Genomic DNA, 25,959 nt, shown 5'->3' on the forward strand with positions numbered 1-25,959 from the left:
GCCGCGGTCGGCGCTAGCGTGCGTCGCGTGAACGCCCTCGGCTCCTTCCCGCGCACCGTCCTGGACGTCGCGGGCCACGCACCGTTGCGGCCCGCCGCCCGCGCCGCGCTGCTGGAGGCGCTCGACCAGGGCTGGGCCGACCCCCGGCGCCTGTTCGTCGAGGGGCGGCGCGCCCGCCTGCTGCTCGACGGCGCGCGCGAGGCGCTCGCGGCGTCGCTGGGCGCCCGGCCGGCCGAGGTCGACCTCGTCCCCAGCCACACGCTCGCGCTGCACAACGCGGTGCGCTCGGTCGCGCGCGGACGACGGCGCCGGGGCGCGGACGTGGTCGTCGGGGCGGTGGAGCGTGCCGCGATGCACCACGCGGCGGCGTACCTGACGTCCCGCGGCGGCGGCGAGGTGCGCACCGTCCCGGTCGACGCGTACGGCCGGGTCGACCCCGACGCGTTCGTGGCGGCGGCGGGCCCGGGCACCGCCCTGGCGGTCCTGCAGCACGCGAACGGCGAGGTCGGCACACGGCAGCCCGTGGACGCGGTGCACGCGGGGCTGGCCACGGCCGGGGTGCCGCTCGTCGTCGACGTGGGCGCGAGCGTGGGTCACGTCGACGTCGGCCGCGCCGGCGACGTGCTCGTCGCCGACGCGGGCGACTGGGGAGGGCCGCCCCTCGGCGTCCTCGTCACGCGCACGGGCGTGCGCCGCAGCCCCGACTGGCCGGACGACGAGGACCGCTGGTCGCCCGGCGGCGTGCACGTGCCGCTCGCGCTGGCCGCGGCGGTCGCGCTGCAGGAGGCGGTGGCCGAACGGGAGCGGGTCGGCGCCCACCGACGGGCGCTGGTCGACGAGGTCCGGCGCCGGGTCGCGGCCGAGGTGCCCGACGTGCAGGTCGTCGGCGACCCCGTGGACCGCCTCCCCCACGTCGTGACGTTCTCGTGCCTGTACGTCGACGGCGAGGCGATCGTCGACGCGCTGGACCGCGCGGGCTTCGGTGTGGGGTCGGGCTCCGCGTGCACGTCGAGCGCGCTCGAGCCGAGCCACGTGCTCGCCGCGATGGGCGTCCTCACGCAGGGCAACGTGCGGCTGTCGCTGGCGCCCGACACCGATCCGGCAGCGGTGCGCCGGTTCTGCGACGTGCTGCCGGCCGCGGTCGCGCAGGTGCGTTCCGCGCTGGGCGCCTGACCCACCGGCGCCTGACGCACCGGCGCCGGGACCACCCCGGGAGACGCACGGGCCCGCACCCCCGAGGGGGTGCGGGCCCGTGCGGACGGCCGACCGTGGGTCAGCTGAAGGAGCCGCCGCACGCGCAGGCGCTGCCCGCGTTGGGGTTGTCGATCGTGAAGCCCTGCTTCTCGATCGTGTCCGCGAAGTCGATCGTGGCGCCGTCGAGGTACGGGACGCTCATGCGGTCCACGACGACCTCGACACCGTCGTAGTCGCGCGTCGCGTCACCGTCGAGCACGCGCTCGTCGAAGTACAGCTGGTAGATCAGGCCGGAGCAGCCGCCGGGCTGCACGGCGACGCGCAGGCGCAGGTCGTCGCGCCCCTCCTGCTCGAGCAGGCTGCGCACCTTGCCGGCAGCCACGTCGGTGAGCTGGACGCCGTGCGTCGCGGTCTGCGTGGTCTCGCTCATGTCACTCCCGGGTTTCGCCAGAACGGTCCTCGTCGGAGGCAACACCCTCGTCCGGACCGTTGTTCCCGACCAGCCTACGCTCCGCCGGCGGTCGTCCCGCGGACCGTGGTCCCTGGCCCCGGCGTACCACGCCGCTGCGGTGGCTCAGGTCGCGTGCGCGGGCGACCAGGTGCGCGCGACCCGTGCCGTGCGGGCACGCAGCGTCCCCGCCGGGTCGGCGAGCGCGGCCCGCACCGCGTCGGGGTCCGCGGCGACCGCGTACGCGGCGGCGATGCCCGCCGCGGACAGCTCGCGCCGCCCCACCAGCACCTCGCCCGACACGACCACGGTGGGCACGGCGTACGGGAGCGCGCGCGCCGCGACCTCGGCGACGACCTTGCCGTGCAGCGACTGCCAGTCGGTGCGGCCCTCCCCCGTCACCACCAGGTCGGCCGCGGCGATCCGCGCGGGCAGGTCGACGACGTCGGCGACGAGCGACGCCCCGGGCAGCAGGCGGGCGCCGAGCAGCGCGAGCGCGAACCCGAGCCCGCCGGCGGCGCCCGCACCGGGGAGTGCCGACAGCCGCCCCGCGCGGGCGTCGGGGGCGGCGAGCAGATCGGCGCCCGGGCCCGTGCGCACCGGGCCCAGCGCCGTGGTCGCCGCGTGCGCGAACGCACCGAGCGCACGCTCGAGGTCCTGCGCTTGCTGCGGCGTCGCCCCCTTCTGCGGCGAGAACCCGGCCGACGCACCGCTCAGGCCCAGCAGCGGCACGTCGACGTCCGCGGCCGCGAGCAGGTCGACGCCCCGCAGCGCCGCACGCAGGTCCGGCAGCCAGCGCAGGTCGTCCGCACCGACGTCCCCGAGCCCCCCGCCGCCGGCGCCCAACCGGCCGGCGACGTCCGCCGGGACGCTCCCGGCGGGCAGCAGCGCCTGCGCGAGCGCGAGCAGCAGGCCGGCTCCCGCGTCGTTGGTCGCGGACCCCCCGAGGCCCACGACGACCCGCCGGGCCCCCGGCAGCGCGGCGGCGAGGAGCTCGCCCGCACCGCGGCTCGTCGTGCGCGTCGGGTCGCGCCGGTCGGGCGGCACGAGGTCCAGGCCCAGGGCGTGCGCCGTCTCGACGTGCACGGTCGCGCCGACCCGCAGGAGCGCTGCGGGCGCCGGCGCACCCAGCGGTGACGTCACTGTGATGGCCTCGACGTCGCCGCCGAGGGTCGCGTGCAGGGTCGCGACGAACCCCGGGCCGCCGTCGGCGAGCGGGCACGTCGCCACGTCGTCGTGCGGGGCGCCGTCGGACCAGCCGGCACGCAGGGCGTCGGCCGCCTGTCCCGGGGTCAGGCTGGTGCCGAAGCTGTCGGGGGCCATCAGGACGCGCACCCGCTGATGGTGGCACGACCCGCACCGCCCCGGCCGCACCCGACCTGCCGGTCCCCCGGCACCCCGCGCCGGGACGCGCTGTGGGATCATGCGGCCGTGAGCACCACCACCACCGGCACGTTCTCCGAGCCCGCACCCTCCGCGCTCCTGCTGCTCGGACGCGGCGCGGACCTGGCGTCCGAACGCGGCGTCGAGTGCGTCGGCGCCCTGCCCGCACCGGGCGACCCGTCGCTCGTCGAGCGCGCCCGGGTGGCCCGCGCCGCGCTGGGTGACCGGGCGTTCGTGCTGGGGCACCACTACCAGCGTGACGAGGTCATCGCGTTCGCCGACGTCACCGGCGACTCCTTCAAGCTGGCACGCGAGGCGGCGGGGCGTCCCGCGGCGGAGTTCGTCGTGTTCTGCGGCGTCCACTTCATGGCCGAGTCCGCGGACATCCTCACGTCCGACGCCCAGCAGGTCGTGCTGCCGGACCTGGCGGCGGGCTGCTCGATGGCCGACATGGCCGCCATCGACCAGGTCGAGGAGGCGTGGGACGTGCTGGTCGACGCCGGCGTCGCCGACGACACGGTGCCCGTCACGTACATGAACTCGACGGCGGCGATCAAGGCGTTCACGGGCCGCCACGGCGGCACGGTGTGCACGTCGTCCAACGCACACGTCGCGCTGCGGTGGGCGTTCGACCGCGTCGGCGGCGTCGCGGGCCGGGGCAAGGTCCTGTTCATGCCGGACCAGCACCTGGGGCGCAACACCGCGGTCACGCAGCTCGGGCTCTCGCTCGACGACTGCGTCGTCTTCGACCCCCGCAAGCCCGGCGGCGGGCTGACGGGCGAGCAGCTCCGCGACGCGCGGATGATCCTGTGGCGCGGGCACTGCTCGGTCCACGGCCGGTTCTCGGAGCGCAACGTCGCGGACGTGCGGGCCGCCGTGCCCGACGTGACCGTGCTGGTCCACCCCGAGTGCAAGAACGAGGTGGTGGCCGCCGCCGACCTGGTCGGGTCGACGGAGTACATCATCACGACGCTCGCCGCGGCCGCGCCGGGCACGTCCTGGGCGATCGGCACCGAGCTGAACCTCGTGCGCCGCCTCGCGCAGCAGCACCCCGAGCTGTCGGTCCACTACCTCGACTCCACGGTCTGCTTCTGCTCCACGATGAACCGGATCGACCTGCCGCACCTGGTGTGGACGCTGGAGGAGCTCGTCGCGGGCCGCGTGCCGAACCGGATCGTGGTGGACCCCGACGACGCGCACTGGGCGCGGGTCGCGCTCGACCAGATGCTGGCACTGCCCGGGCACTGACGCAGCGCCGCCGGGCCGGCCCGAGGGGGAGGTAGTCGATGTCCACCCACTCCACGCTGCGCGTCGGGATCCTGGTGTTCGACGGCGTCGAGGAGCTCGACGCCGTCGGGCCGTGGGAGGTGCTGGCGTCCTGGGCGCGGGACAGCCCGCTGCACCCCGACGTCCTGACGTTCTCCGCCGACGGCGGCGGCGTTCGGTGCGCGAAGGGCCTGAGCATCGTGCCGGACACCAGCGCCGCGGACGTCGGACCCCTGACCGTGCTCGTGCACCCCGGCGGGCGCGGCACGCGCAGCCTCGTGGTCCACGAGGCGCACCTGGCGTGGGTCCGCGCGATGCGCGCGCGGACCCCGCTGATGACGAGCGTGTGCACGGGTGCGCTGGTCTACGCGGCGGCCGGCCTGCTCGCCGGACGTCCCGCCACCACGCACCACAGCCAGCTCGACGCGCTGGTCACGGCCGACCCCAGCGTGCTCGTCGACGCCGAGGCGCGCTTCGTCGACGACGGCGACGTCATCACGTCAGCGGGGGTGTGCGCGGGCATCGACATGGCCCTGCACCTGGTCGCCCGGCTGGAGTCCGCCGACGCCGCGCGCCGGGTGGCGCGTGACATCGAGCACGCGGGGACGTCGCGCCACTGAGAGGTCGGTAGCCTCGCGCCGTGTCCCGGATGATCCAGCTGACCCTCGCCAACCTGCGCCCGCGTCCGGCCGTCCCGGGCCGTGACCTGCTCGACGTGTCGGTCACGCACCTGCGGGTGCGCGTGGGCGACCTCGACCTCTACCGGCACGTGAACAACGGCGTCTACCTGCAGTACATGGACCTCGGCCGGTCGAACTACCTGGCGGACCTCGGGGCCTTCGGCCGGTTCGCGGACCTCGGGTGGTACCCCGTCGTCGCCGCGTCGACCGTGACGTACCGCCGGTCCCTGACGCTGGGGCAGCGGTTCACGGTCGCGACACGCGTGATCGGCTGGGACGGGCGCGTCGTGTACATGGAGCAACTGATCGACCGCGGCGGGCAGCGCGTCGCCCGCGGGTGGGTCGCGGGGCGCTTCCTGTCGCGCGCTGGCGACCGCATCGCGCCCGCCGACGTCGTGGCCGTGATGGACACCGACCTGCACGAGAGCCCCGCGCTGCCCGACGACGTGGCGGCGTGGGCCCGCGCCGTCGACGTCGCGCACCGCTGACGACCCACCCCGCTCGGGGTTCCGACCGCTCAGTCGCGCGGCGCGAGCACCTCGAGCAGCAGCGCCTCGGCCAGCACGACCCGCTCGAGCTCGCCGAGGTGGACCGACTCGTCCGCCCCGTGGGCGCGGGAGTCCGGGTCCTCCACGCCGGTGACGAGGATGGTCGCGTCCGGATACACGTCGAGCAGGTCGCCGATGAACGGGATCGAGCCGCCGACGCCGATGTCGACCGGGGGCACGCCCCACGACGTGCCCATCGCCCAGCGCGCAGCACGCATGCCCGGGGCGTCGGCGGGCGCCTGGAAGGGCCTGCCCTGCTCGCCCTCGTGCACGGTGACGCGTGCACCGAACGGCGCGTGCGCCAGCAGGTGCTCCCGCATCGCGCCCATCGCGGCCGCCGGGTCCTGGCCCGGCGCGAGCCGCACCGAGAGCTTCGCGGAGGCACGCGGCGTGATCGTGTTCGACGCGCTCGCGACGCGCGGGGCGTCCAGGCCGATCACCCCGATCGCGGGACGGGTCCACAGCCGCGCCGTCAGCGGGCCGGTACCGGCCAGCCGCACCCCGGGCAGCACGCCCGCGTCCGCCCGCAGGTCGGCCTCGTCGTAGTCGACGGCGGGGTCGGGGGCGCGTACGAGGCCGGCGACGGCGACGTCGCCCTGCGCGTCGTGCAGCGTCGCCAGCAGGCGCGCGAGCAGCGTGGGCGCGTCGAGCACCGGCCCCCCGAACATGCCGGAGTGGACGGCGTGGTCGAGCACCGCGACCTCGACGACCAGGTCGAGCATCCCGCGCAGGGACGTCGTCAGCCCGGGCACGCCGACCTTCCAGTTGGCCGAGTCGGCCACGACGATGACGTCGGCCGCGAGCAGGTCGCGGTGCGCGCGCAGCAGCGCGACGAACGTCGGGGACCCGATCTCCTCCTCGCCCTCGACGAACACCGTGACCCCGACACCCAGCTCGTCCCCGAGCGCGCGCAGCGCCCCCACGTGCGCGACCACACCCGCCTTGTCGTCCGCCGCGCCGCGCCCGTACAGGCGCTCGCCGCGCCGCGTGGGCGCGAACGGCGGCGAGGACCAGTGGGCGTCGTCGCCCGGCGGCTGCACGTCGTGGTGGGCGTAGAGCAGGACGGTCGGCGCGCCGGCCGGTGCCGGCCTGCGGGCCACGACGGCCGGGGCACCGGGGACGCCGTCCGGGCCCGTCACCCGCAGGACCTGGACCTCCGGGAGGCCCGCCGCGGTGAGCAGCCGCGCGACCGCGGCGGCCGACGCCTCGACGTGCGACTGGTCGAACTCGGCGTTCGACACGCTCGGGATGCGCACGAGCGCCTCGAGGTCGGCGACGACGCCCGCGATCTGCTCGGCGACGCGCGCCCGCAGCAGGGCGACGCGCTCGTCGGTCGGGGCGGGGACGGGGTCGGAGGTGGTCACGGCGCACGACGCTACTCGACTACCCTGGCGGGGTGTTCGGACGCAAGCAGGACCCTCCGCCGACGGTCGACGCACCCGTCGTCGACGAGCCTCCCCAGCCCGCGGGCAAGGGCCGGCCCACGCCCCGGCGCAAGGAGGCCGAGGCGCTCAACCGTCGCCCCCTCGTCCCGACCGACCGCCGCGCGGCCGCGAAGGAGTCCCGAGCGAAGGCGCGCGTGCAGCGCGACCTCGAGTACCAGGCCATGCGCAACGGCGACGAGCGCCACATGCCGGCCCGCGACCGTGGACCGGTGCGGCGCTACGTGCGCGACACGGTCGACGCCCGGTGGAACCTCGGTGAGCTGTTCCTGCCGCTCGCCGCGCTGTTCCTCGTGCTGCAGTTCGTCACCGCACGCTCGGCGCCGGTCGTGGCCTTCGCGTCCCTCATCGTGCTGTACGTCTACATCATCGCCTCGATGATCGACGCGTGGCTGCTGTGGCGCGGGCTGAAGAAGCGCCTCGCCACGAAGTTCGGTGAGTCGACGCTCCCGCGGGGCATGGCGATGTACGCCGTGCTGCGCGCGTTCCAGGTCCGTCCCTCGCGGCTGCCGAAGCCGCAGGTCAAGCACGGTCAGCACCCGTCCTGAGCCCTCGGGTCAGCCCCCGCAGGCGCGGACGACCTGCAGCACGACGAACCCGAAGAACAGCAGCGGCACCACGGAGCCGATCCCGCCGCTGCGACGGGGCGTCTGCTGCGTCCCCGACGCGCGCTGCGCGGGGCGCAGCCGTGCCGCCACGGCCTGCTGCGTCGCGGCGGTCCCGGCCACCGGCACCCACCGGTTGTCGGGCGTCAGGACGTGCCCGTTGACGACGTCCCCCACCGTGTAGGTGCGCCGCGGCGCCGTCGGCTGGGCGGCGCCGCGGCCGGCTGCGGCGGTGGTCGTCGTCCGGGCCCCCGCACGGTCGGCGGCGGCCGCGCGGGCGTCGGCGCGCTCGACGGTCGCCCGCTCGGTGGCGGCGCGGTGCTCGATGGTCCGCTGCTCCGCCGACGCGTGCTGCGACGCGGCCCTGCGGTCGGCGGCGTCGCGCGCACGCGACTGCACCTGCTCGGCGGCACGCGTGGCGGACCGCTGCGCGGCGCTCGGCTCGGAGCGGCTCGGGGCGGTCACGGTCGGGGTCGTCGGGCGGCGCGCGGACCCCGCGGCGGCGCGGTCCCGGACGCGCGAGGCGAGCGGCACCCACGCGCCGTCGGGCGTCAGCACGTGCGCGTCGACGACGTCACCGGCGACGTACGGCGCGGCAGGTGCGAGGCGCAGCGGCACCCACGTCAGGTCGGCGTCGAGCATGTGCCCGTCGACCACGTCGCCGAGGCGGTAGGGCGAGCCGGCGGTGGGCGAGCGCCGCACCCACTCCCCCGTCGCGGTCAGCTCGAAGCCGTCGACCTCCGCACCGACCGTGTACATCGCGCTCCTCGTCGTGGCTCGACCCCTGTGGTCGCAGGCTATCGGTCGTCGGGCACCGTCAGACGCGGCAGCAGCACGTGGACGAGAGGCCCGATCGCGAGCGCGTAGGCGAGAGTGCCGACCCCGACGGTGCCCCCGAGCGCCCAGCCGGCGGCCACGACGACCACCTCGATCGTGCCGCGCACGAGGCGGACGGGACGGCCCGTGCGGGCGACGAGGCCGGTCATGAGGCCGTCCCGCGGGCCGGGACCGAGCCGCGCGCCGACGTACAGCGCGGTCGCGAGCCCGTTGACGGCGACGCCCAGGACGACCAGGAGGCCGCGCGCGGCGAGCGGGAGGGGCTCGGGCAGGAGGTCCGCGAGCGCGAGGAACGGGTCGATGAGCGCACCGATGACCAGGACGTTGGCGAGGGTCCCGATACCGGGGCGCTGACGCAGCGGCACCCAGCACGCGAGCACGACGACCGACAGGACGACCGTGACGGTGCCGAACGACCACCCGGTCACCCGGGTCACGCCCTGCGTCAGCACGTCCCACGGCATCGCGCCGAGCCCGGCGCGGACGAGCAGCGCGATGGAGGCGGCGTACAGGACGAGCCCGACGACGAGCTGTCCGCCGCGGCGGGCGGCGTGCCGCCCGGGTGGCCGGCCCGGCGCGCGCGTGTCGTCGTCGGGGGGCGCCTGGCTCACCACGTGCGGTCCTGCGTCGCGCCCGGACGGGTCGCCGGCGGCGGTCGGTGACCGAGGCCGTCGTCGCGCACGGTCCGCACGAGGGCCAGGCCGAGCGCGACGAGGCCGAGGAGCAGCGAGGCGAGCAGCACGACGGAGGTGAACATCGACATGGCCCTACTCTTGGCCACAAGTGGCCTTGCCATCCATATCCACTTCATCAATAGTGGCCTCATGTCCGTGAATGTCGACCGTCGCGTCAACGGTTCCGCCCTGCGCTCGTTGCTCGGGTCGTGGCAACGCACCGGTCCTGCTTACCACTCGCTCGCCGACGCGCTGCGCGGCCTGACCCGGTCCGGCACCCTTCCGCTGGCCACACGCCTGCCCGGCGAGCGCGAGGTCGCCGACGCCCTCGGCGTCTCCCGGACCACGGTCACGGCCGCGTACGACCTGCTGCGGGACGAGGGCTTCCTCGTCAGCCGGCGCGGCTCGGGCACCGTCACGACCCTGCCGCCCCACGCGGGCGACCGCGCACCCGTGCGGCTGGGCACCATGGAGGGCGGGCTCGTCGACCTCTCGGCCGCGGCACCGGCCGCACCGCGCCAGCTGGCCGACGCCTGCGCCGCCGCGCTCGACGCCCTGCCCAGCCACACGACCAGTGCCGGTTACGTACCGCTCGGCCTCCCCGAGCTGCGCGCCGCCCTCGCGGAGCGCTACACGCGCCGCGGCGTCCCGACGACGCCGGACCAGATCCTCGTCACCACCGGCGGGCAGCAGGCGATCCACCTGCTCACGTCGGCGTTCGCCGGGCCGGGAGACCGGGCCGTCGTCGAGCACCCGACGTACCCGCACGCGATCGAGGCCGTGCGCGCCGCGGGCGCGCGTGCCGTCCCGGTCCCCGTGACCGCGCGCGGCACCGACCTCGACCTGCTCGCCTCGACCGTCCACCAGGTCTCCCCCCGGCTCGTGTACCTCGTCCCCGACCACCACAACCCGACGGGCACGTCGCTGAGCGCCGCGGGCCGCGAGCGCGTCCGCGAGCTGGCCCGCCGCACGCGCACCGTCGTCGTCGGGGACGAGACCCTCACCGACCTCACCCTGGACGGTCCGGCGCTCACCCCGTTCGCCGGTGGCGGGACGTCCGACCGGTACGTCGTGTGCGTGGGGTCGGCGTCCAAGTCGTTCTGGGGCGGGCTGCGCATCGGGTGGGTGCGTGCCCACCCCGACCTCGTCGGCGCGCTCGCGCAGCGCCGGGCGCACGTCGACATCGGCAGCTCGGTGCTCGACCAGCTCGTCACCGTCGAGCTGCTCGCCCGGGCCGACGAGGTCCTGGTGGAGCGTCGGGCGATGCTGCGGGCGCAGCGCGACGCGCTGCTCGACAGGATCGCGCGCGACCTGCCGGACTGGCACGTCCCGGTGCCCGCGGGCGGTCTGTCGACGTGGGTGAACCTGGGGGCCCCCGTGGCGACCGCGCTCGCGGCGCTCGCGCACGGCCACGGCGTGCGCATCGCCCCCGGGCCCGTGTTCGGCGTCGGTGGCACGTTCGACGACCACCTGCGCGTGCCGTTCTCGCAGCCGGTCGACGCGCTGCACCGGGCCGTCGACGGGCTGGCGGCCGCGTGGGCGGCGCTCGGCGGCGGTGCCGCGACGACGCGGGTCGCGAGCGGGCAGCAGGCCCTGGTCTGAGCTCGCCTCAGCCCGCCGGCAGGTCGACGCCGTACGGCAGGTCCGCACCGTCGTTCTGCAGCACGGCACGGCGCACGCCCTGCCCGGCGAGCGCCCGCCAGTGCTCCCCGAGCCACTGCTCGGCCTCGAACCGCGCGAGGAACACCGGGCTGCCGGGCCGGTCGACCGTCGCGTCGTCGGCGTCGACCAGCCGCCACTGCCAGCGGGGACGCACGACCATCACCGCACCCCCGCCGTGCGGGCGGAGTCCCCGGCGAGCGCCCGCGCGACGCGCGCCGCGAGCGCGGGGCCCTCGTAGACGAAGGCGGTGTACACCTGGACCAGCGTCGCGCCGACCGCGAGGTACTCCCGCGCGTCGGCGGGACCGCTCACGCCGCCGACCCCGATGATCACGGCGTCCTCGCCGAGCCGCGTCCGCAGGCGCGCGACGACGTCGAGGCCGCGGGCGAGCACCGGCGGCCCCGACAGGCCGCCGGGGCCCAGGTCGTGCGCGATCGTCGTGTTGACCGCGACGACGCCGTCCAGGCCCAGCTCGGCGACGAGGTCCGCGACCGCGTCGACGTCGTCGTCGGACAGGTCGGGCGCGATCTTCACCAGGACCGGCACCGCGGGCCGTCCGGCCCGCGCCGTGGCCTCGTCGGCGGCGACGCGCGTCGCGGTGAGCACGGGTCGCAGCGCGTCGACCGCCTGCAGGTCACGCAGGCCGGGCGTGTTGGGCGACGACACGTTCACGACGAGGTAGTCCGCGTAGGGGGCGAGGCGGCCGGCGCTGGTCGCGTAGTCGGCAGCCGCGTCCTCGGCGGGCGTCACCTTGGTCTTGCCGATGTTGGCGCCGACGACGAGCGACCTGCCGTGCGGCGTCGCCCGCAGCCGGCGCAGACGCGCCGCGACCGCCGCCGACCCCTCGTTGTTGAAGCCCATGCGGTTGCGCAGCGCACGGCTCTCGACGACGCGCCACAGCCGGGGCTGCTCGTTGCCCGGCTGCGGGTGCGCGGTGACGGTGCCGATCTCGACGAACGCGAACCCGAGCATCGCCAGGCCCTCGACGGCGCGGGCGTTCTTGTCGAAGCCCGCGGCGAGCCCGAACCGCCCCGGCACGGTGCGTCCCCAGACGCGGACGTGCCCGGCGTCGTCCCGCGGCACGCCCAGCACGCGGGACACGACCGTCCGCAGGACGGGGACGCGGCCCACGGCACCGATCAGCGCGAAGGCCAGCTCGTGCGCGCGCTCGGGGTCCATGCGACGGAACACCAGGTCGAACAGCAGCCGGTACACGCGGGTCACCCTACGGCGGGCGGAGCGTCGGACGCCGGGACGTCCATGCCCGGCGTGGGGCGTCCGGTGCGCCACAGCCACCACAGCCCGACGAACGGCAGGACGAGCGGCACGTAGCCGTACCCGGCGCCCAGCTGCGACCAGACGGTCTCGTCGGGGAGGTCCCCCACGTCGACCACGGACAGCGTCCCGACGGTCAGCACCCCGACGAGCTCGAACGCCACGGCGGCCCACGCGAGGCGGCGCCGGTCCCGGGCCAGCGCGTACGTCGCGACGAGGTACACCAGGCCGGCCAGCAGCGACAGCAGGTAGGCGACGGGGGCCTCGGCGAGCTTGGTGGCGACCTGGTAGAGGCCGCGCGCCGTCGCGGCGAGCGCGAGCACGCCGTACACCGCGACGAGCAGCCGGCCGGGACCGGCGCCCGTCGGTCGGTGCGCCCCGCGCTCCGCAGCCATGCGTCACGACCCCCAGATCTGCAGCAGGCGCAGCTCGAGGAACGCGACCGTGAGCGCGGCGACGAGCAGCACGACCGAGCTCCACCGCGTGCGCTCCGCGAACGCCCACGCCGCGGCAACGGGCAGGACGACCAGCTGGGTCACCACGTACCCCCACAGCAGCAGGCCGTCGACGTCCTGGTCGCCCGTCGCCTGCACGACGGCCAGCACGACGGCCTGCAGGAGCAGCACGCCCATCACGACCGCGCCGCCCCACAGCTGGCGCAGGACGACCGCGCGGTCGGCGACCACGAACCACGTGGCCCAGCCGGCCAGCGCCAGGCAGAGCGCCGCGACGAGCAGCGCGAGGGGGACGAGCACGGAGCCAGAACCTACCTGGCAGGGCCGCCGGCGCACGACCCGCCGGCCCCCGGCCGTGCCGCGGCTACGATCGGTGCGTGATCTCGCTGACCTCCACCGACCCCACCCAGCTCGACGTCGACGCGGTCGTCGTGGGCGTCCTCACCCAGGGCACGTCCGTGGTACCGGTCGGTGCCGACTGGTTGCCCGCCGAGCTCGCGCGGCAGATCACGCAGGACGGCGCACGCCTCGGCATCACGGGCGCGGTCGACGAGGTCCGCCGCCTGCCGGGCACGGGGCTGCGCGCCGCGACCCTCGTGGTGACCGGGCTCGGAGACGGGCCCGTGGACGCGAGCACCCCGGCCGGTGCGGAGCTGCTGCGCCGGGCGAGCGGCGCCGCCCTGCGCGAGCTGACGGGCCTGGACGCCGTCGCGGTCGCGCTCCCCGCACCGGACGCCGACGCCGTGGCCGCGATCGCCGAGGGCTCGCTCCTCGGCGCCTACGCCTTCGTGCGGTACCACGCGCAGGACGCACCGGTGAGCCGCCTCGAGGTCGTGACCGACGCCGCGGACGACCCGGCCGCCACCGCGGCCCTCGCCCGCGCCGAGGTCCTCGCCGCCGCGGTCCACGGCACGCGCGACCTGGTCAACACGGCACCGAACGACCTGTACCCCGCCGCGTTCGCCGACGCCGCGAAGGCCGCCGTCAAGGCGTCCGGCGCCAAGGGGCTCAAGGTCACGGTCCTCGACGAGAAGGCACTGGCCGCGGGCGGCTACGGCGGCCTCGTCGGCGTCGGGCAGGGCTCGGCGCGCCCCCCGCGACTCGTCAAGGTCGCCTACGCGCCGGCCAAGGCGTCGGGGCACGTGGCACTGGTCGGCAAGGGCATCACGTTCGACTCCGGCGGCATCTCGATCAAGCCCGCCGCGGGCATGGAGGCGATGAAGTCCGACATGGCCGGCGCCGCCGCCGTCCTGCACACCGTCGTCGCGGCCGCCCGCCTCGGCCTGCCCGTGGCCGTCACCGGCTGGCTGTGCCTGGCCGAGAACATGCCGTCGGGCACGGCCCAGCGCCCCTCCGACGTCGTCACGATCCGCGGTGGCACGACCGTCGAGGTGCTCAACACCGACGCGGAGGGCCGCCTGGTCATGGCCGACGGCCTCGTCGCCGCCGTCGAGGAGAAGCCCGACCTGGTCGTCGACATCGCGACGCTCACCGGGGCGCAGGTCGTCGCGCTGGGTCACCGCGTGTCGGCCGTCATGGGCACGGACGACGCCCGGGGCGAGGTGGTGGACGCCGCGCACCGCGCCGGCGAGCAGTTCTGGCCGATGCCCCTGCCCACGGACCTGCGCGCGGGCCTGAAGTCGAAGGTCGCCGACCTCGCCAACATCGGCGACCGCTTCGGCGGCATGCTGACGGCGGGGATCTTCCTGCAGGAGTTCGTGGGGTCGACGCCGTGGGCGCACCTCGACATCGCGGGCCCGTCGTTCAACGAGCGCACGGCCTTCGGCTACACGCCCGTGGGCGGCACCGGCGTGGGTGTGCGCACGCTGCTCGGCCTGCTGGAGTCGCGCGCGTCCTGACGGGCACGGGCCCGGACCGTCGTGCGGGTCGGCCCGGCAGAGGCGTCGGTCAGGTGCGCTCGGCCGCGCGACGGCGGCGCTCGATCCGCTGCCGCGAGTTCCAGTCGCGCACGCGCTGCGGGTACCCGGTGCGCTGCACGTCGTACACGGGGATCTGCAGGTCGCGCGCGATCGACGCGGCGGCACGCTCGTCCGGGACCTTGCGGCGCGTCCACTCACCGTCGGTCGCGACGAGCATGAGCGTCGTCGGCGTGACGTTGGTGCGCGGCTCGACGTACGCCTCGACGCCGACGCGCGTCATGACGAAGTCGCGGAGGTACGCGAGCGTCTCGGCCCGTGCGTCGCGGCCCGTGGGCGCATCGGTGGGAGAGCCGGACCGGCCCGGGCGCCGACGTGAGAACAGACCCATGGGGGGCACCCTACCGACGCCTGCTGGATGTCACCTGGGCGCCGCCCGTGCGCGCCCATCCACCACCCGGACGGCCGTCAGGTCATGGGACGACTGTCACGGGACTCACACCCCGCGATGTGCTAGCCGGTTCGTCCCGGTGGGGAGGGGATGACAGGATGGGGCGGCAGCCCGAATCCCCCCGCTTGCCGACCGAGCATGCAAGGAGTGCGCACGTGGCCGAGACCGGCACCGCTTTCGACATCGTCGTCCTGGGCGGAGGCAGTGGCGGCTACGCGGCCGCGCTCCGCGCCGCCGAGCTGGGCAAGACCGTCGCCCTGGTCGAGGCCGACAAGGTGGGGGGCACCTGCCTGCACCGCGGCTGCATCCCCACCAAGGCCCTCCTGCACGCGGCCGAGCTGGCCGACAACGCCCGCGAGGGTGCGCACTTCGGTGTGCACACCCACCTCGAGCGCATCGACATGACCGGCGTGAACCAGTACAAGGACTCCGTGATCGGCCGCCTCTACAAGGGGCTCCAGGGGCTCGTCAAGTCCCGCAAGATCGAGGTCGTCGAGGGCTACGGCACGCTGACCGGCACGAACACCGTCCAGGTCGGGGACCGCACGCTGACCGGCGAGCACATCGTGCTCGGGACCGGCTCGTACGCCCGCTCGCTGCCCGGCCTGGAGATCGGCGGCCGGGTCATGACCTCGGACCAGGCCCTCACGCTCGACTACGTGCCCCGCTCGGCGATCGTTCTCGGCGGCGGCGTCATCGGCTCGGAGTTCGCCAGCGTGTGGCGCTCCTTCGGTGCCGACGTCACGATCATCGAGGCGCTCCCCCACCTCGTGCCCAACGAGGAGGAGGTCATCTCCAAGGCCTTCGAGCGGGCGTTCCGCAAGCGCGGCATCGGCTTCCACCTCGGCGTCCGGTTCTCCGGTGTCACGCAGGACGACGACGGTGTCCACGTCACGCTCGAGGACGGCAAGACGTTCGACGCCGACCTCCTGCTCGTCGCCGTCGGCCGCGGGCCGAGCACCTCGGGCCTGGGCTACGAGGAGCAGGGCATCACGCTGGACCGCGGCTTCGTCATCACCGACGAGCGCCTGCACACCGGCGTGGCCAACATCTACGCGGTCGGCGACATCGTCCCCGGCCTGCAGCTCGCGCACCGCGGCTTCCAGCAGGGCATCTTCGTCGCCGAGCAGATCGCGGGCCTCAACCCGCCGCTCATCGAGGAGTCCGGGATCCCGCGCGTGACCTACTCCGACCCCGAGGTGGGGTCGGTCGGCGTCACCGAGAAGCGCGCCAAGGAGCTGTACGGCGACGACGCGGTCGAGGTGCTCGAGTACAACCTCGGCGGGAACGGCAAGAGCCAGATCCTCGCGACCCAGGGGTTCATCAAGCTCGTCCGCAAGAAGGACGGCCCCGTCGTCGGTGTGCACATGATCGGCGCGCGCGTCGGCGAGCTCATCGGCGAGGGCCAGCTCATCGTCAACTGGGAGGCCTACCCGGAGGACGTCGCGCAGCTGGTCCACGCGCACCCCACGCAGAACGAGGCTCTCGGTGAGGCGTTCCTCGCGCTCGCCGGCAAGCCGCTGCACGCCCACAACTGACCCAGGATCGAAGGAGACAGAGCGGTCATGTCCGAGAACGTGCAGCTTCCCGCGCTGGGTGAGTCCGTCACCGAAGGCACCGTCACCCGCTGGCTGAAGAACGTCGGCGACACCGTCGCGGTCGACGAGCCCCTGCTCGAGATCTCGACCGACAAGGTCGACACCGAGATCCCGTCACCTGTCGCGGGGGTGCTCGAGCAGATCCTCGTCCAGGAGGACGAGACCGTCGAGGTCGGCGCGACGCTGGCCGTCATCGGCTCCGGCGCGGGTGCCGACGACGCCGGCTCCGCCGAGCAGCAGGCGCCGGCGCAGGACGCGCAGCCGGAGCAGGCCGAGCAGGCCGCCGAGCCCGAGCAGCAGGCACCCGCCGAGGAGCCCGCGGCCGAGCAGGCGCCCCAGCAGTCCACCGAGGAGCACGAGGACGCCCCGGCACCAGCCACGTCGTCGGGCGGCGGGGGCGGCCAGGAGGTCACCCTCCCGGCGCTCGGCGAGTCGGTCACCGAGGGGACGGTCACGCGGTGGCTCAAGGCCGTCGGCGACGAGGTCGCCGTCGACGAGCCCCTGCTCGAGATCTCGACCGACAAGGTCGACACCGAGATCCCGTCGCCGGTCGCCGGGACCCTGCAGGAGATCCGCGTGCAGGAGGACGAGACCGTCGAGGTCGGCGCCGTCCTCGCGATCGTGGGGTCCGGAGCCGCAGCGCCCGCCGCGGAGCAGCCGGCTGCACCCGAGCAGCCGAGCGAGCAGCCGAGCGAGCAGCCGGCGGACGAGCAGCCCGCGTCGCAGGACGCCTCCGGGTACGAGGCTCCCGCGCCGGAGACCGAGCAGGCCCCCGCAGCCGCACAGCCCGCACCTGCCGCGCAGGAGGCGGCCACCGCGCAGCAGGCCGCCGCGCAGCCCGCGTCCGCACCGCCGGCCACCGCGGGCGGGTCCTACCTCACGCCGCTGGTCCGCAAGCTGGCGTCCGAGAAGGGCGTGGACGTCGCGACCCTCACCGGCACCGGCGTCGGCGGGCGGATCCGCAAGGAGGACGTGCTCGAGGCCGCCGCGAAGGCCGAGGAGGCCCGCAAGGCAGCCGAGGCCGCGAAGGCAGCCAAGGCAGCGCCCGCCCCGGCGGCCGCAGCACCGGCGTCCGCGAAGGCGACACCGGCCGCGGTCTCGCCGCTGCGCGGCACGACCGAGAAGGCCAGCCGGCTGCGCCAGATCATCGCCGAGCGCATGGTCGAGGCCCTGCACTCGCAGGCGCAGCTCACCACGGTCGTCGAGGTCGACGTCACCAAGATCGCCCGGCTGCGCGCCCGTGCGAAGGACGACTTCAAGGCGCGCGAGGGCGTCAACCTCACGTTCCTGCCGTTCTTCGTGCAGGCCGCGATCGAGGCGCTCAAGGCGTACCCCAAGGTCAACGGGGTGCTCGAGGGCTCGACGATCACGTACCACGCCCAGGAGAACGTCGGCATCGCGGTCGACACCGAGCGCGGCCTGGTCGTGCCGGTCATCCGCGACGCGGGCGACCTCAACATCGCCGGCATCTCGCGCAAGATCGCCGACCTCGCAACCCGCACCCGGGCCAACAAGGTGACGCCGGACGAGCTGTCCGGTGCCACGTTCACGGTCACCAACACCGGGTCGGGCGGCGCGATCATCGACACCCCCATCGTCCCGGGCGGCACGTCCGCGATCCTCGGCACCGGCTCGATCGTCAAGCGCCCCGTCGTCATCAAGGGTGCGGACGGCGAGGACGTCATCGCCATCCGGTCGATGTGCTACCTGTGCCTGTCCTACGACCACCGCCTGGTCGACGGCGCGGACGCGTCGCGCTACCTCACCGCGGTGAAGAACCGCCTCGAGGAGGGCGCGTTCGAGGCCGAGATCGGCCTCTGACGCACGCACGTCACGCGGGGCCGTCCACCTTCGGGTGGGCGGCCCCGCGTCGTGGCTTCCGCGCCCGCACCGGTCACCGGGCCGCGAGGACGGCGCGCGGCTAGGGTGACCCGCATGCGCGTGCTCGTCGCCGGGTCGTCCGGCCTCGTCGGTTCGTCGCTCGTGCCGCACCTGCGTGAGCGCGGCCACGACGTCGTCCGGCTCGTCCGCCGGGACCCGCGCGGTCCCGAGGAAGCGGCGTGGGACCCGGTGGCGGGCGACATCGACACGGCTGTCGTCGCCTCGTGCGACGCCGTCGTCGACCTGGCGGGCGTCAACGTCGCGTCCCGGCCGCTCACCGCCGCACGCAAGCGGGAGGTCGTCACCTCCCGCGTGCAGACCGCCGGTCTCCTCGCCCGGACGCTCGCGGGCCTCGCCTCGCAGGACCCTGGCCGCGCGCCGCGCGTGCTGCTGCAGGCCTCGGGCATCGGCGCCTACGGGGACCGCGGGGACACGCTCCTGACGGAGGACGAGCCGCTCGGTGACACGTTCTTCGCCGGCGTCGTGCGCCGGTGGGAGGCGGCCACCGTGCCCGCGCAGGACGCGGGCGTCCGCGTCGTGCTCCTGCGCACCGGCATCGTCCTGAGCCCGGACGGTGGTGCGGCCGCCCCGCTGCTGCTGCCGTTGCGCGCCGGCGTCGCGACCCGGCTCGGGTCGGGACGGCAGTTCTGGAGCTGGATCAGCCTGCTCGACGAGGTACGCGCGATCGAGCACCTGCTGACGGCACCCGTGCACGGCCCGGCGAACCTCGTCGCGCGCGCGGACCGGCACGCCGACCTCGTGCAGGCGCTGCGGCTGGCATGGGGCGCCCGGGTGACCGTCCCCGTCCCGGCTCCCGCGCTGCGCCTCGCGCTGCGCGACTTCTCCTCCGAGGCGCTCGGGTCGATCAACGCGGACCCGGCGGTGCTGCGAGAGTCCGGGTTTATCCCGCTGCACGGGACGGCCACGGACGTGGCGCACTGGCTCAGGGCGTCGGGCCGCCGGGCTCCCTGACGTCCCAGACGCGCCACCCGGCGTCGGTCCAGCGCAGCACCAGCGCGACGGTGCTCGGCTCCGTCGCGGCAACCTGGGTCCGCTCCCCCGTCGCCGCGACCCGCACGTGCGCGCTCGTCGTCGACGTCACCTCGACCGTCACGTCACCGTCGGGCGTCGTGCCGGTCGCGGCAGCCGCGGTCACGTCCGTCGTGAGCCCCTCGCTGCGTGCACCCGCGAGCCGGCCGACGAGCGCGTCGTCCGCCGCGAGCGCCGGGGACCCCGGGACCTCGACCGCCGCGACCCCGACCGCGTCGGCGTCCGCGAGGGCCGCGGTCCGCAGCCGTGTCAGCGCCACCGCGGCACCCGCCGGGTCCTGCCGGTCGGTCAGCCGGGCGGCCTCGTCCGCAGCGCCCTGCGGGGGTGCAGGGGCGGGGCTCGGCCCGGTCGTGCCCCCGGCGACCGTCGTCGGCGCCGTCGCGGACGGGTCGGGGGCGTCGGGCAGCGCCCGGACGACCAGGGCGGCCGCACCGACGACCAGCACAGCGGCGACGCCGCCCACGACGGGCCACCACCGACGACGGGACGGCTCGCGGCGCGGGCGACGGGCAGGGAGCGTCGGCGCCGCAGCCGTGCGCGGTGCACCGCTGCGTCCCGTCTCCAGCGCCACCTGAGCGCCCGCGAGCTCGTCGGCGTCGGGCACCTGCACCGGCTCGGCCACCGCGACCGCGAAGACGGCGTCGACGAGCTCGTCCGGTGCGGCGCGTCCCCGCAGCAGCGCCTCGAGCGCGTCGCGCAGGCGCACGGCGTCCTCGATCCCGGCGGCCAGGTGCGCGTCGAGCGGCGGCATGAGCCCCAGCAGCGTCGCGACGAGGCGGTGCACGTCGCCCGTAGCGGTGCCGACCCCGCGCAGCGCGCCCCGCAGGTCGACCAGCACGGGCACCCCACCGGGACGCAGCACCACCCGGTCGGCGCCGACGGCGCCGTGCGCGAGGCCCTGCGCGTGCAGGGCCTCGAGCGCCTGAGCGACCGGCACCGCGACCGTGACGACCTCGCCGTCGGCGAGCGGCGGACGGGCGGCACGCACGGCCGCGAGCGTCGGGCCCGGCACGTGCTCGCAGACCAGGGCGACGCGCCCCGGCCCGAGCGGCTCGACGGCCAGGACGCGGGCGAGGTGCGGGTGGTCGAGGCCGGTGAGCGCACCGGCGCGCGCGGCGAGGGTGCCGTCCACCGGGACGTCGGCGACGAGCACCTCGAGCCACGGCCCGGCCTCGCCGTCGACCGGCCGCGCCACCCACCACGACCCGTCCGTCCCGACGGCCGAGGCGACGCGCGTGCCGTGGGCCTGCAGGAGGCGGGTCACGTCGTCCGGTGGCGGGGCGGCGGTGTGCACGCCGTCATCCAACACCGCAGGACGGGTCGCGCGGGCGCGCCGTCCACAGGCACTCAGTCGAGGAGCTGCGCGACCCCGGTCTCGGCGGCGACGCGGGCGGCGTCGAGCACGCGCGCGGTCGCCACGGCGTCCGCCGGGTCGACCGGCACGGCTCCGTCGGCGAGCACCCAGCGCTGCACGGCCCGGTAGAGGTCGGCGTGCCCGCCCGGGGCGCGGGGCACGGCGGTGCGCTCGGCGCCACGCACCAGCCAGCCCTCGTGGGCCGCGCCGCCGGCGTCGCCCGTGACGGGCTCGTCGTCGAGGACGGAGAACGGCGACGGCTCCCCCTCGTAGCTCGTCACCAGGTAGGCGCCACGCTCACCGAGGACGCGTGTGCGCGGGCCCGGGGCCCCGACGAGGCCACCGGCCCACAGGTGCGACACCACGTGGTGACCGTCGCCGTCGGGCGCGTGCTCGAGCGCGAGGAACACGTCGTCGAGCGCCGGCGTCGTCAGGGCGCGCAGCTCGGCGTGCACACGCCGCACGGGCCCGAAGAGGTCGACGGCGGAGTCGACGAGGTGCGCACCGAGGTCGAGCAGCAGCCCGCCGGCGACCGGGTCCTGCTCCTTCCACCGCTGCTGCGGCTCGGGCCGGAACCTCTCCCAGCGCCGCTCGAAGCGGTGCACCCGGCCCAGCGTCCCGGCGGCGAGCAGGCCGCGCAGCGTGAGCTGCTCGGGGTCCCAGCGGCGGTTCTGGAACACCGTGAGCCGGCCCCCGCGCTCGGACGCCAGGCGCACCAGCGCCGCGGCCTGGACGCGTGTCGTCGCGAGCGGCTTGTCCACCAGCACGGGCACGTCGGCCTCGAGCGCTGCGCGCACGTGCGCGGCGTGGTCACCCGTGGGGCTCGCGACGACGACGAGGTCGAGGTCGTGGGGGTCCGCGAGCAGCGCGTCCACGTCGGGCACGACGCGCGCGTCCGGCCAGTCGGCCGCGACCTGGTCCCCGCGGGCGCGTGTGACGACCGCGACGACCCGCTGCCCCGTCTCGCGCGCGAGACGGGCGTGGATCCCCCGACCAGCTCCGCCGTACCCGACCAGACCGATGCGCAGCGGCTCCATGCCGCCACTCTAGGAGGGTGTCAGCCGGTGGTCGCCTGCGCGGCGGGCGCGGCGTGGGCGCCGTGCTCCGGACGCCGCGACAACGGGCTCGGCCACCACGTCCGCGGGCCCAGGTCGTGCACGAGCCCGGGCACGAGCAGGCTGCGCACCACGAAGGTGTCGATCAGCACGCCGAGCGCCACGATGAACGCGAGCTGCGCCAGGAAGAGCAGCGGGATGACCGCCAGGGCCGCGAACGTCGTCGCGAGCACCAGGCCGGCGGACGTGATGACCCCGCCCGTGACCGCCAGGCCCCGGGTGACGCCCTGGCGTGTCCCGACGACCAGCGACTCCTCCCGCACGCGGGTCATGAGGAAGATCGAGTAGTCGACGCCGAGGGCGACGAGGAACACGAACCCGTACAGCGGCACGACCGGGTCGGCGTCGGGCCAGTCCAGCACGTGGTCGAAGACCAGCGCGGAGATGCCGATCGTCGCGCCGAACGACAGCACGTTCGCGCCCATGAGCAGCAGACCCGCCACCACCGAGCGCAGCAGCAGCGTGAGGATGAGCAGGATCACGACCAGGACGACCGGCACGATCACGCGCAGGTCGCGCTCGCTGGCGATCTGCGTGTCGAGCGTCTCGGCGGCGGGTCCGCCGACGAGGGCGTCCGGTGCCACGGCCGCGACGGCCTCGCGCAGGTCGGCGACGGTGTCGACCGCCTCCTGGCTGTCGGAGGGTGCGTCGGTGACGACGTCGACCCGGACCCGGCCGTCGACGACGACCGGCGGGGCCCCGGCGCCGCCGGGTGCACCTGCGGGTGCACCGGTGTACGGGGCGGCCGACGCGACACCCTCGACGCCCTCCGCTGCCGCGACGACCGCGTCGGCGTCCCCCTCGGGCACGACGACGACGGCCGGCTGGACGGCCCCGGCAGGGAAGTGCTCGGCGAGCACCTCCTCCCCCGCGACCGAGTCGACGGCCGTGAGGAACACGTCGGTCTGGCTCGTGCCGCCGGCGCGGAACGTCGGCACGAACACCGCCGCGAGCAGCAGGGCCGCCGCACTGAGGATCCAGACGGGGCGCGCGCGACGCGCGACGAACCGTGCCCAGCGGGCCCACAGGCCGGTGCCCTCGGCGACGTCGGCCGCAGCGGGCGCGACGGCGCCCGCGTGCTCGCCGTGCGTGGCCGCCCCGGTCACGGGCGTCACGACGTGCCGCGGCGCGCGCGGCCAGAAGAGCGCCCGCGAGCGCCGACCGGCCACCAGGAGGATCGCCGGGAGCAGCGTAAGGGCGGCGAGCAGCGCGGCACCGATGCCGATGGCGGCCACGGGACCCAGGCTGCGGTTCGACGCGAGGTCGGACAGCAGGAGGCAGAGCAGACCCGCCACCACGGTGCCGGCGCTCGCCGCGATGGGCTCGAGCGACTGGCGCCAGGCGACGCGCATGGCGTCGGCGGGGTGGTCGACGTGCCGCAGCTCCTCGCGGTAGCGCGCGACCAGCAGCAACGAGTAGTCGACCGCGGCGCCCACGACGAGGATCGAGAGGATGCCCTGGGCCTGGCCGTTGAGGACGAGGACGCCGGCGTCGGCGAGCTCGTAGACGACGAGACCGGCCAGCGCGAGCGCGAAGACGGCCGTGAAGATGACGACCAGCGGCAGGATCGGCGAGCGGTAGACGACGACGAGGATGAGCAGCACGGCACCGAGCGCGACGAGCAGCAGCAGTCCGTCGATGCCGGCGAACGCGGTGCCGAGGTCGGCGATGAACCCGGCGGGGCCGGTGACCCAGGCCTCCAGCCCGAGGTCGCCGGACGACGACGCGGTGGCGTCGAGGTCGTCGGCGAGCGCTGCGCGCAGGTCGGTGACGAGGAGGGTGGTGAGCGACTCCTCCTCGACGAGGATCTCGGCGGACTCCGCGTCGAAGGGCACCGCGAGGAGGATCGCGGCGCCGTCCTGCGAGGGGACGGCAGCGACGTCGCCGACGAGGTGGTCGGCCCACGTGCCGTCCCCCACCGGCAGGTCCGGGATGTCGGCGGCGAACGCGGCGGCGGCCTCGATCTGCGCGGGGGTGACGTCACCCCCGTCGGCAGGGGCCAGGACGACGAGCGCGGGTAGGGTCTGCGTGTCGACGAACTCGCGGGAGGCCTCGGCCGCCAGCGTGGACTGCGCCGACGACGGCAGGAACGCCGCGGAGTCGTTGGTCTGGACCTGGGACAGCTTGCCCTGGGCCGCGCCGCCCACGGACGCCAGTCCCATCCAGACGACGAGCACGACGGCGACGGCGACCGCACGGGCCACGGGATTCCTCAGCATGCTGAGTATCATGGACGAGCGTCGGCGGCACGGCAACCCAGGAGGACGACGCGTGAGCACGGAGCAGGCCCCGCCTCCGGACCACTGGCCCGTGGGCCGGCTGCTGTCCGCGGTGGCCCGTCGGATCGAGCGCGCCTGGGACTCCCACCTCGCGTCGTGGGAGCTCAACCACGCGAGCATGCCCGTCCTCGTCCACGTCACCGCGCACCCGATGTCGCAGCGCCAGCTCGCGGACGCGTGCGGCGTCACCGAGCAGACGATGAGCCGCGTCGTCGCCCGCCTCGAGCGCACGGGCTACGTCACCCGACGCCCGCACGACCGGGACCGCCGCCGGCACGTCATCGCGATCACGCCAGCCGGCACGGCCGCGCTCCTGGCGTGCGCGGACCCCCACCCCGCTCAGGACGCCGTCCTCGGCCACCTCCCGCCGGAGCGCCGCGCGCTGCTCGAGGACCTGCTGCGCGAGGTGATCGAGCCCTTGAACCTGCTCCCGGAGCCGGCGCGCGCGCCGGACGACGCCGGCCGTCCACCGACCACGAGGGCCTAACCTGACGACCATGCACGTCGAACCGCTCGAGCTCGGCACCCGGCTGCAGCCGTACGAGCCCACCTGGGAGCTGCAGCGCGAGGTCCACGCCGCGGTGGCCGCGGGCGAGCGCGAGGACACCCTGCTGCTCGTGGAGCACGAACCCGTCTACACCGCGGGACGGCGGACCGCCCGTGCCGACCGTCCCGTCGACGGGACGCCCGTCGTCGACGTCGACCGCGGAGGCCGCATCACGTGGCACGGTCCCGGACAGCTCGTCGGGTACCCGATCGTCCGCCTGGCCGAGCCCGTCGACGTCGTGCGGTACGTCCGCGCCCTCGAGGAGGCGCTCATCCGCGCGTGCGCGGACCTGGGCGTCACCACCGAGCGCGTCGAGGGCCGCAGCGGGGTCTGGCTGCCGGCGGACCCTGTCGACCCGGCCCATCGGGCGGGACGACGCGCCCGCAAGGTCGCGGCGATCGGCGTCCGCGTCGCGCGGGGCACGACCATGCACGGCTTCGCCCTGAACTGCACCGCGTCGCTCGACTGGTACTCCCGCATCGTGCCCTGCGGCATCGACGACGCCGACGTCACGACGCTGTCCGCCGAGGCGGGCCGGGACGTCACGATCGCCGAGGCGACGCCCCTGGTCGTCGCGCACCTGCAGGACACGCTCGGCCCGCTGCTCGCGGCCCGTCACGCGGCGACCGCCCGGCACTGACGGCCGCGGCCTGGTCATGCCGTCGAGCTGGACGGCCTGCGCGCGCTAGACGCCCTGCGCGCGCTAGACGCCCTGCTCGACCGAGCGCAGGGCCCGCACGATCTCCTGCGACCACGTCCGCACGGCCTCGAGGTCGCGGAAGTCCCCCGTCTCGGCGCGGGTCAGGGCCACGAGCGCGCGCTCGGAGATGTTGAGCCCGTCCCGGTCCAGCCGGCCGGCGAACACCGCGACGTCACGCGCACCGACCGTCCGCGCGATGTCGGTCACGTCGTCCGGCGTCGTCGCGGGCACCGGCGGGTCACCGACCGGGCCGGACCAGAACAGCCAGACGGGCCGCTGCCGCAGCTGACCGGCCTGCCGGTCGACCAGGTCGCGCAGCCCGAGCGCCAGGCGTCCCACGTACACGGCGGAGCCCAGCACGGCGGCGTCGTACGGCTCGACGTGCTCGACGTCGTCCGGGTCGATCTCGTCGACGTCGTGCCCGGCCGCGCGCAGCTGCGCCGCGACCTCGGTCCCCATCTCGCGCGTCGCACCATGCCGCGACGCGACCGTCACCAGGACGCGCATCGTGCCACCCCCTCGAGTGCCGGTCGTCGCGGAGTCGTCGACCCGCCGGGTCCGAGCGGCTCCTCCCAGCGTGCCGCGCGGCCCGCCGCACCGCGCGGGACAGAGGTCCCCGTCACACCCGCCGGGCAGCG

The 25,959-nt window shown here is 75.7% G+C and carries 27 protein-coding genes; 12 read left to right on the plus strand and 15 right to left on the minus strand.

Going from position 1 to position 25,959, the window contains the following annotated elements; genetic code table 11:
* Positions 1 to 27: 27 nt before the first annotated feature.
* Positions 28 to 1,173: a cysteine desulfurase family protein gene (locus OKX07_RS11235; protein ID WP_265628166.1), complete on the plus strand. Its 1,146-nt coding sequence runs from the start codon at positions 28 to 30 to the stop codon at positions 1,171 to 1,173.
* Between the two features lie 100 nt (positions 1,174 to 1,273).
* Here the strand turns inward: OKX07_RS11235 and erpA are convergent, their stop codons facing one another.
* Positions 1,274 to 1,624 (minus strand): iron-sulfur cluster insertion protein ErpA, encoded by a 351-nt coding sequence (gene erpA, locus OKX07_RS11240; protein ID WP_265628167.1) that lies wholly within the window; start codon positions 1,622 to 1,624, stop codon positions 1,274 to 1,276.
* A gap of 144 nt (positions 1,625 to 1,768) precedes the next feature.
* Positions 1,769 to 2,977 carry a glycerate kinase gene (locus OKX07_RS11245; protein ID WP_322746773.1) on the minus strand — a complete coding sequence of 403 codons (1,209 nt, stop codon included), beginning with the start codon at positions 2,975 to 2,977 and terminating at the stop codon, positions 1,769 to 1,771.
* Between the two features lie 6 nt (positions 2,978 to 2,983).
* On the opposite strand from OKX07_RS11245, the gene nadA reads away from it, so the two are divergent.
* Genes nadA through OKX07_RS11260 form a run of 3 tightly spaced genes read left to right on the plus strand, consistent with a single transcriptional unit; the run spans position 2,984 to position 5,459 of the window.
* A complete protein-coding gene (gene nadA / locus OKX07_RS11250) occupies positions 2,984 to 4,273 on the plus strand; it encodes a quinolinate synthase NadA (protein ID WP_416220780.1) in 1,290 nt (429 codons plus the stop codon).
* Between the two features lie 38 nt (positions 4,274 to 4,311).
* Positions 4,312 to 4,911, plus strand: coding sequence for a DJ-1/PfpI family protein (locus OKX07_RS11255; protein ID WP_265628169.1), 600 nt, complete (start codon positions 4,312 to 4,314; stop codon positions 4,909 to 4,911).
* 29 nt (positions 4,912 to 4,940) lie between these two features.
* On the plus strand, positions 4,941 to 5,459 hold the full coding sequence (locus OKX07_RS11260; protein ID WP_265631905.1) for an acyl-CoA thioesterase: 519 nt from the start codon (positions 4,941 to 4,943) through the stop codon (positions 5,457 to 5,459).
* Between the two features lie 29 nt (positions 5,460 to 5,488).
* On the opposite strand, the gene OKX07_RS11265 is transcribed toward OKX07_RS11260, so the two are convergent.
* On the minus strand, positions 5,489 to 6,883 hold the full coding sequence (locus OKX07_RS11265) for a dipeptidase (RefSeq protein ID WP_265628170.1): 1,395 nt from the start codon (positions 6,881 to 6,883) through the stop codon (positions 5,489 to 5,491).
* Between the two features lie 32 nt (positions 6,884 to 6,915).
* On the opposite strand from OKX07_RS11265, the gene OKX07_RS11270 reads away from it, so the two are divergent.
* Positions 6,916 to 7,509 (plus strand): DUF3043 domain-containing protein, encoded by a 594-nt coding sequence (locus OKX07_RS11270; RefSeq protein WP_265628171.1) that lies wholly within the window; start codon positions 6,916 to 6,918, stop codon positions 7,507 to 7,509.
* Positions 7,510 to 7,518: 9 nt separating this feature from the next.
* On the opposite strand, the gene OKX07_RS11275 is transcribed toward OKX07_RS11270, so the two are convergent.
* From OKX07_RS11275 to OKX07_RS11285, 3 genes are read right to left on the minus strand one after another with little or no spacing between them, the layout of a single operon-like run.
* A complete protein-coding gene (locus tag OKX07_RS11275; RefSeq protein ID WP_265628172.1) occupies positions 7,519 to 8,325 on the minus strand; it encodes a hypothetical protein in 807 nt (268 codons plus the stop codon).
* A 38-nt stretch (positions 8,326 to 8,363) separates the two neighbouring features.
* A complete protein-coding gene (locus tag OKX07_RS11280) occupies positions 8,364 to 9,014 on the minus strand; it encodes a YczE/YyaS/YitT family protein (protein WP_416220781.1) in 651 nt (216 codons plus the stop codon).
* A complete protein-coding gene (locus OKX07_RS11285; protein ID WP_265628173.1) occupies positions 9,011 to 9,166 on the minus strand; it encodes a hypothetical protein in 156 nt (51 codons plus the stop codon). Before OKX07_RS11285 ends, OKX07_RS11280 begins: the two co-directional genes overlap by 4 nt.
* 61 nt (positions 9,167 to 9,227) lie before the next feature.
* Between OKX07_RS11285 and OKX07_RS11290 the strand changes: the two genes are divergently transcribed.
* The gene (locus OKX07_RS11290) at positions 9,228 to 10,679 is read left to right on the plus strand and encodes a PLP-dependent aminotransferase family protein (RefSeq protein WP_265628174.1); all 1,452 of its coding nucleotides are present in this window, start codon (positions 9,228 to 9,230) and stop codon (positions 10,677 to 10,679) included.
* Positions 10,680 to 10,686: 7 nt separating this feature from the next.
* Here OKX07_RS11290 and OKX07_RS11295 read toward each other — a convergent pair whose 3' ends face one another.
* The 4 genes from OKX07_RS11295 to OKX07_RS11310 are packed head-to-tail and all read right to left on the minus strand — an operon-like array spanning position 10,687 to position 12,769.
* Complete coding sequence (locus tag OKX07_RS11295) at positions 10,687 to 10,899, minus strand: hypothetical protein (protein WP_265628175.1); 213 nt, start codon at positions 10,897 to 10,899, stop codon at positions 10,687 to 10,689.
* A complete protein-coding gene (locus OKX07_RS11300; protein ID WP_265628176.1) occupies positions 10,899 to 11,954 on the minus strand; it encodes a quinone-dependent dihydroorotate dehydrogenase in 1,056 nt (351 codons plus the stop codon). Before OKX07_RS11300 ends, OKX07_RS11295 begins: the two co-directional genes overlap by 1 nt.
* A gap of 5 nt (positions 11,955 to 11,959) precedes the next feature.
* Positions 11,960 to 12,409, minus strand: a complete 450-nt coding sequence (locus tag OKX07_RS11305; RefSeq protein WP_265628177.1) for a hypothetical protein — start codon at positions 12,407 to 12,409, stop codon at positions 11,960 to 11,962.
* A 3-nt stretch (positions 12,410 to 12,412) separates the two neighbouring features.
* Positions 12,413 to 12,769 (minus strand): hypothetical protein, encoded by a 357-nt coding sequence (locus OKX07_RS11310; protein ID WP_265628178.1) that lies wholly within the window; start codon positions 12,767 to 12,769, stop codon positions 12,413 to 12,415.
* A gap of 77 nt (positions 12,770 to 12,846) precedes the next feature.
* Between OKX07_RS11310 and OKX07_RS11315 the strand changes: the two genes are divergently transcribed.
* The gene (locus tag OKX07_RS11315; RefSeq protein ID WP_265628179.1) at positions 12,847 to 14,328 is read left to right on the plus strand and encodes a leucyl aminopeptidase; all 1,482 of its coding nucleotides are present in this window, start codon (positions 12,847 to 12,849) and stop codon (positions 14,326 to 14,328) included.
* Between the two features lie 49 nt (positions 14,329 to 14,377).
* On the opposite strand, the gene OKX07_RS11320 is transcribed toward OKX07_RS11315, so the two are convergent.
* Complete coding sequence (locus tag OKX07_RS11320; protein WP_265628180.1) at positions 14,378 to 14,737, minus strand: oxidoreductase; 360 nt, start codon at positions 14,735 to 14,737, stop codon at positions 14,378 to 14,380.
* Positions 14,738 to 14,952: 215 nt separating this feature from the next.
* On the opposite strand from OKX07_RS11320, the gene lpdA reads away from it, so the two are divergent.
* The 3 genes from lpdA (at position 14,953) to OKX07_RS11335 (ending at position 19,248) form a co-directional block, all read left to right on the plus strand.
* Entirely contained in the window at positions 14,953 to 16,335 is a 1,383-nt protein-coding gene (lpdA, locus tag OKX07_RS11325) for a dihydrolipoyl dehydrogenase (protein WP_265628181.1), read from the plus strand.
* A gap of 27 nt (positions 16,336 to 16,362) precedes the next feature.
* A complete protein-coding gene (gene sucB, locus OKX07_RS11330) occupies positions 16,363 to 18,216 on the plus strand; it encodes a 2-oxoglutarate dehydrogenase, E2 component, dihydrolipoamide succinyltransferase (protein ID WP_265628182.1) in 1,854 nt (617 codons plus the stop codon).
* 114 nt (positions 18,217 to 18,330) lie between these two features.
* Positions 18,331 to 19,248 carry a TIGR01777 family oxidoreductase gene (locus OKX07_RS11335; RefSeq protein WP_265628183.1) on the plus strand — a complete coding sequence of 306 codons (918 nt, stop codon included), beginning with the start codon at positions 18,331 to 18,333 and terminating at the stop codon, positions 19,246 to 19,248.
* Here OKX07_RS11335 and OKX07_RS11340 read toward each other — a convergent pair.
* The 3 genes from OKX07_RS11340 to OKX07_RS11350 are packed head-to-tail and all read right to left on the minus strand — an operon-like array spanning position 19,220 to position 24,014.
* Positions 19,220 to 20,620 carry a hypothetical protein gene (locus OKX07_RS11340; RefSeq protein WP_265628184.1) on the minus strand — a complete coding sequence of 467 codons (1,401 nt, stop codon included), beginning with the start codon at positions 20,618 to 20,620 and terminating at the stop codon, positions 19,220 to 19,222. The two genes, OKX07_RS11335 and OKX07_RS11340, sit on opposite strands and share 29 nt — an antisense overlap.
* Positions 20,621 to 20,673: 53 nt before the next feature.
* Entirely contained in the window at positions 20,674 to 21,717 is a 1,044-nt protein-coding gene (locus OKX07_RS11345) for a Gfo/Idh/MocA family oxidoreductase (RefSeq protein ID WP_265628185.1), read from the minus strand.
* Positions 21,718 to 21,737: 20 nt separating this feature from the next.
* Positions 21,738 to 24,014, minus strand: coding sequence for an MMPL family transporter (locus tag OKX07_RS11350; protein WP_265628186.1), 2,277 nt, complete (start codon positions 24,012 to 24,014; stop codon positions 21,738 to 21,740).
* A gap of 52 nt (positions 24,015 to 24,066) precedes the next feature.
* Here OKX07_RS11350 and OKX07_RS11355 point away from each other — a divergent pair, with 52 nt between their 5' ends.
* Complete coding sequence (locus OKX07_RS11355; RefSeq protein WP_265628187.1) at positions 24,067 to 24,561, plus strand: MarR family winged helix-turn-helix transcriptional regulator; 495 nt, start codon at positions 24,067 to 24,069, stop codon at positions 24,559 to 24,561.
* A 10-nt stretch (positions 24,562 to 24,571) separates the two neighbouring features.
* Entirely contained in the window at positions 24,572 to 25,261 is a 690-nt protein-coding gene (gene lipB, locus OKX07_RS11360) for a lipoyl(octanoyl) transferase LipB (protein ID WP_265628188.1), read from the plus strand.
* Positions 25,262 to 25,324: 63 nt separating this feature from the next.
* Here lipB and OKX07_RS11365 read toward each other — a convergent pair whose 3' ends face one another.
* A complete protein-coding gene (locus OKX07_RS11365; RefSeq protein ID WP_265628189.1) occupies positions 25,325 to 25,828 on the minus strand; it encodes a flavodoxin domain-containing protein in 504 nt (167 codons plus the stop codon).
* Positions 25,829 to 25,959 lie beyond the last annotated feature (131 nt).

Source organism: Cellulomonas sp. S1-8 (assembly GCF_026184235.1).
In the GTDB taxonomy this organism is placed as follows: domain Bacteria; phylum Actinomycetota; class Actinomycetes; order Actinomycetales; family Cellulomonadaceae; genus Cellulomonas.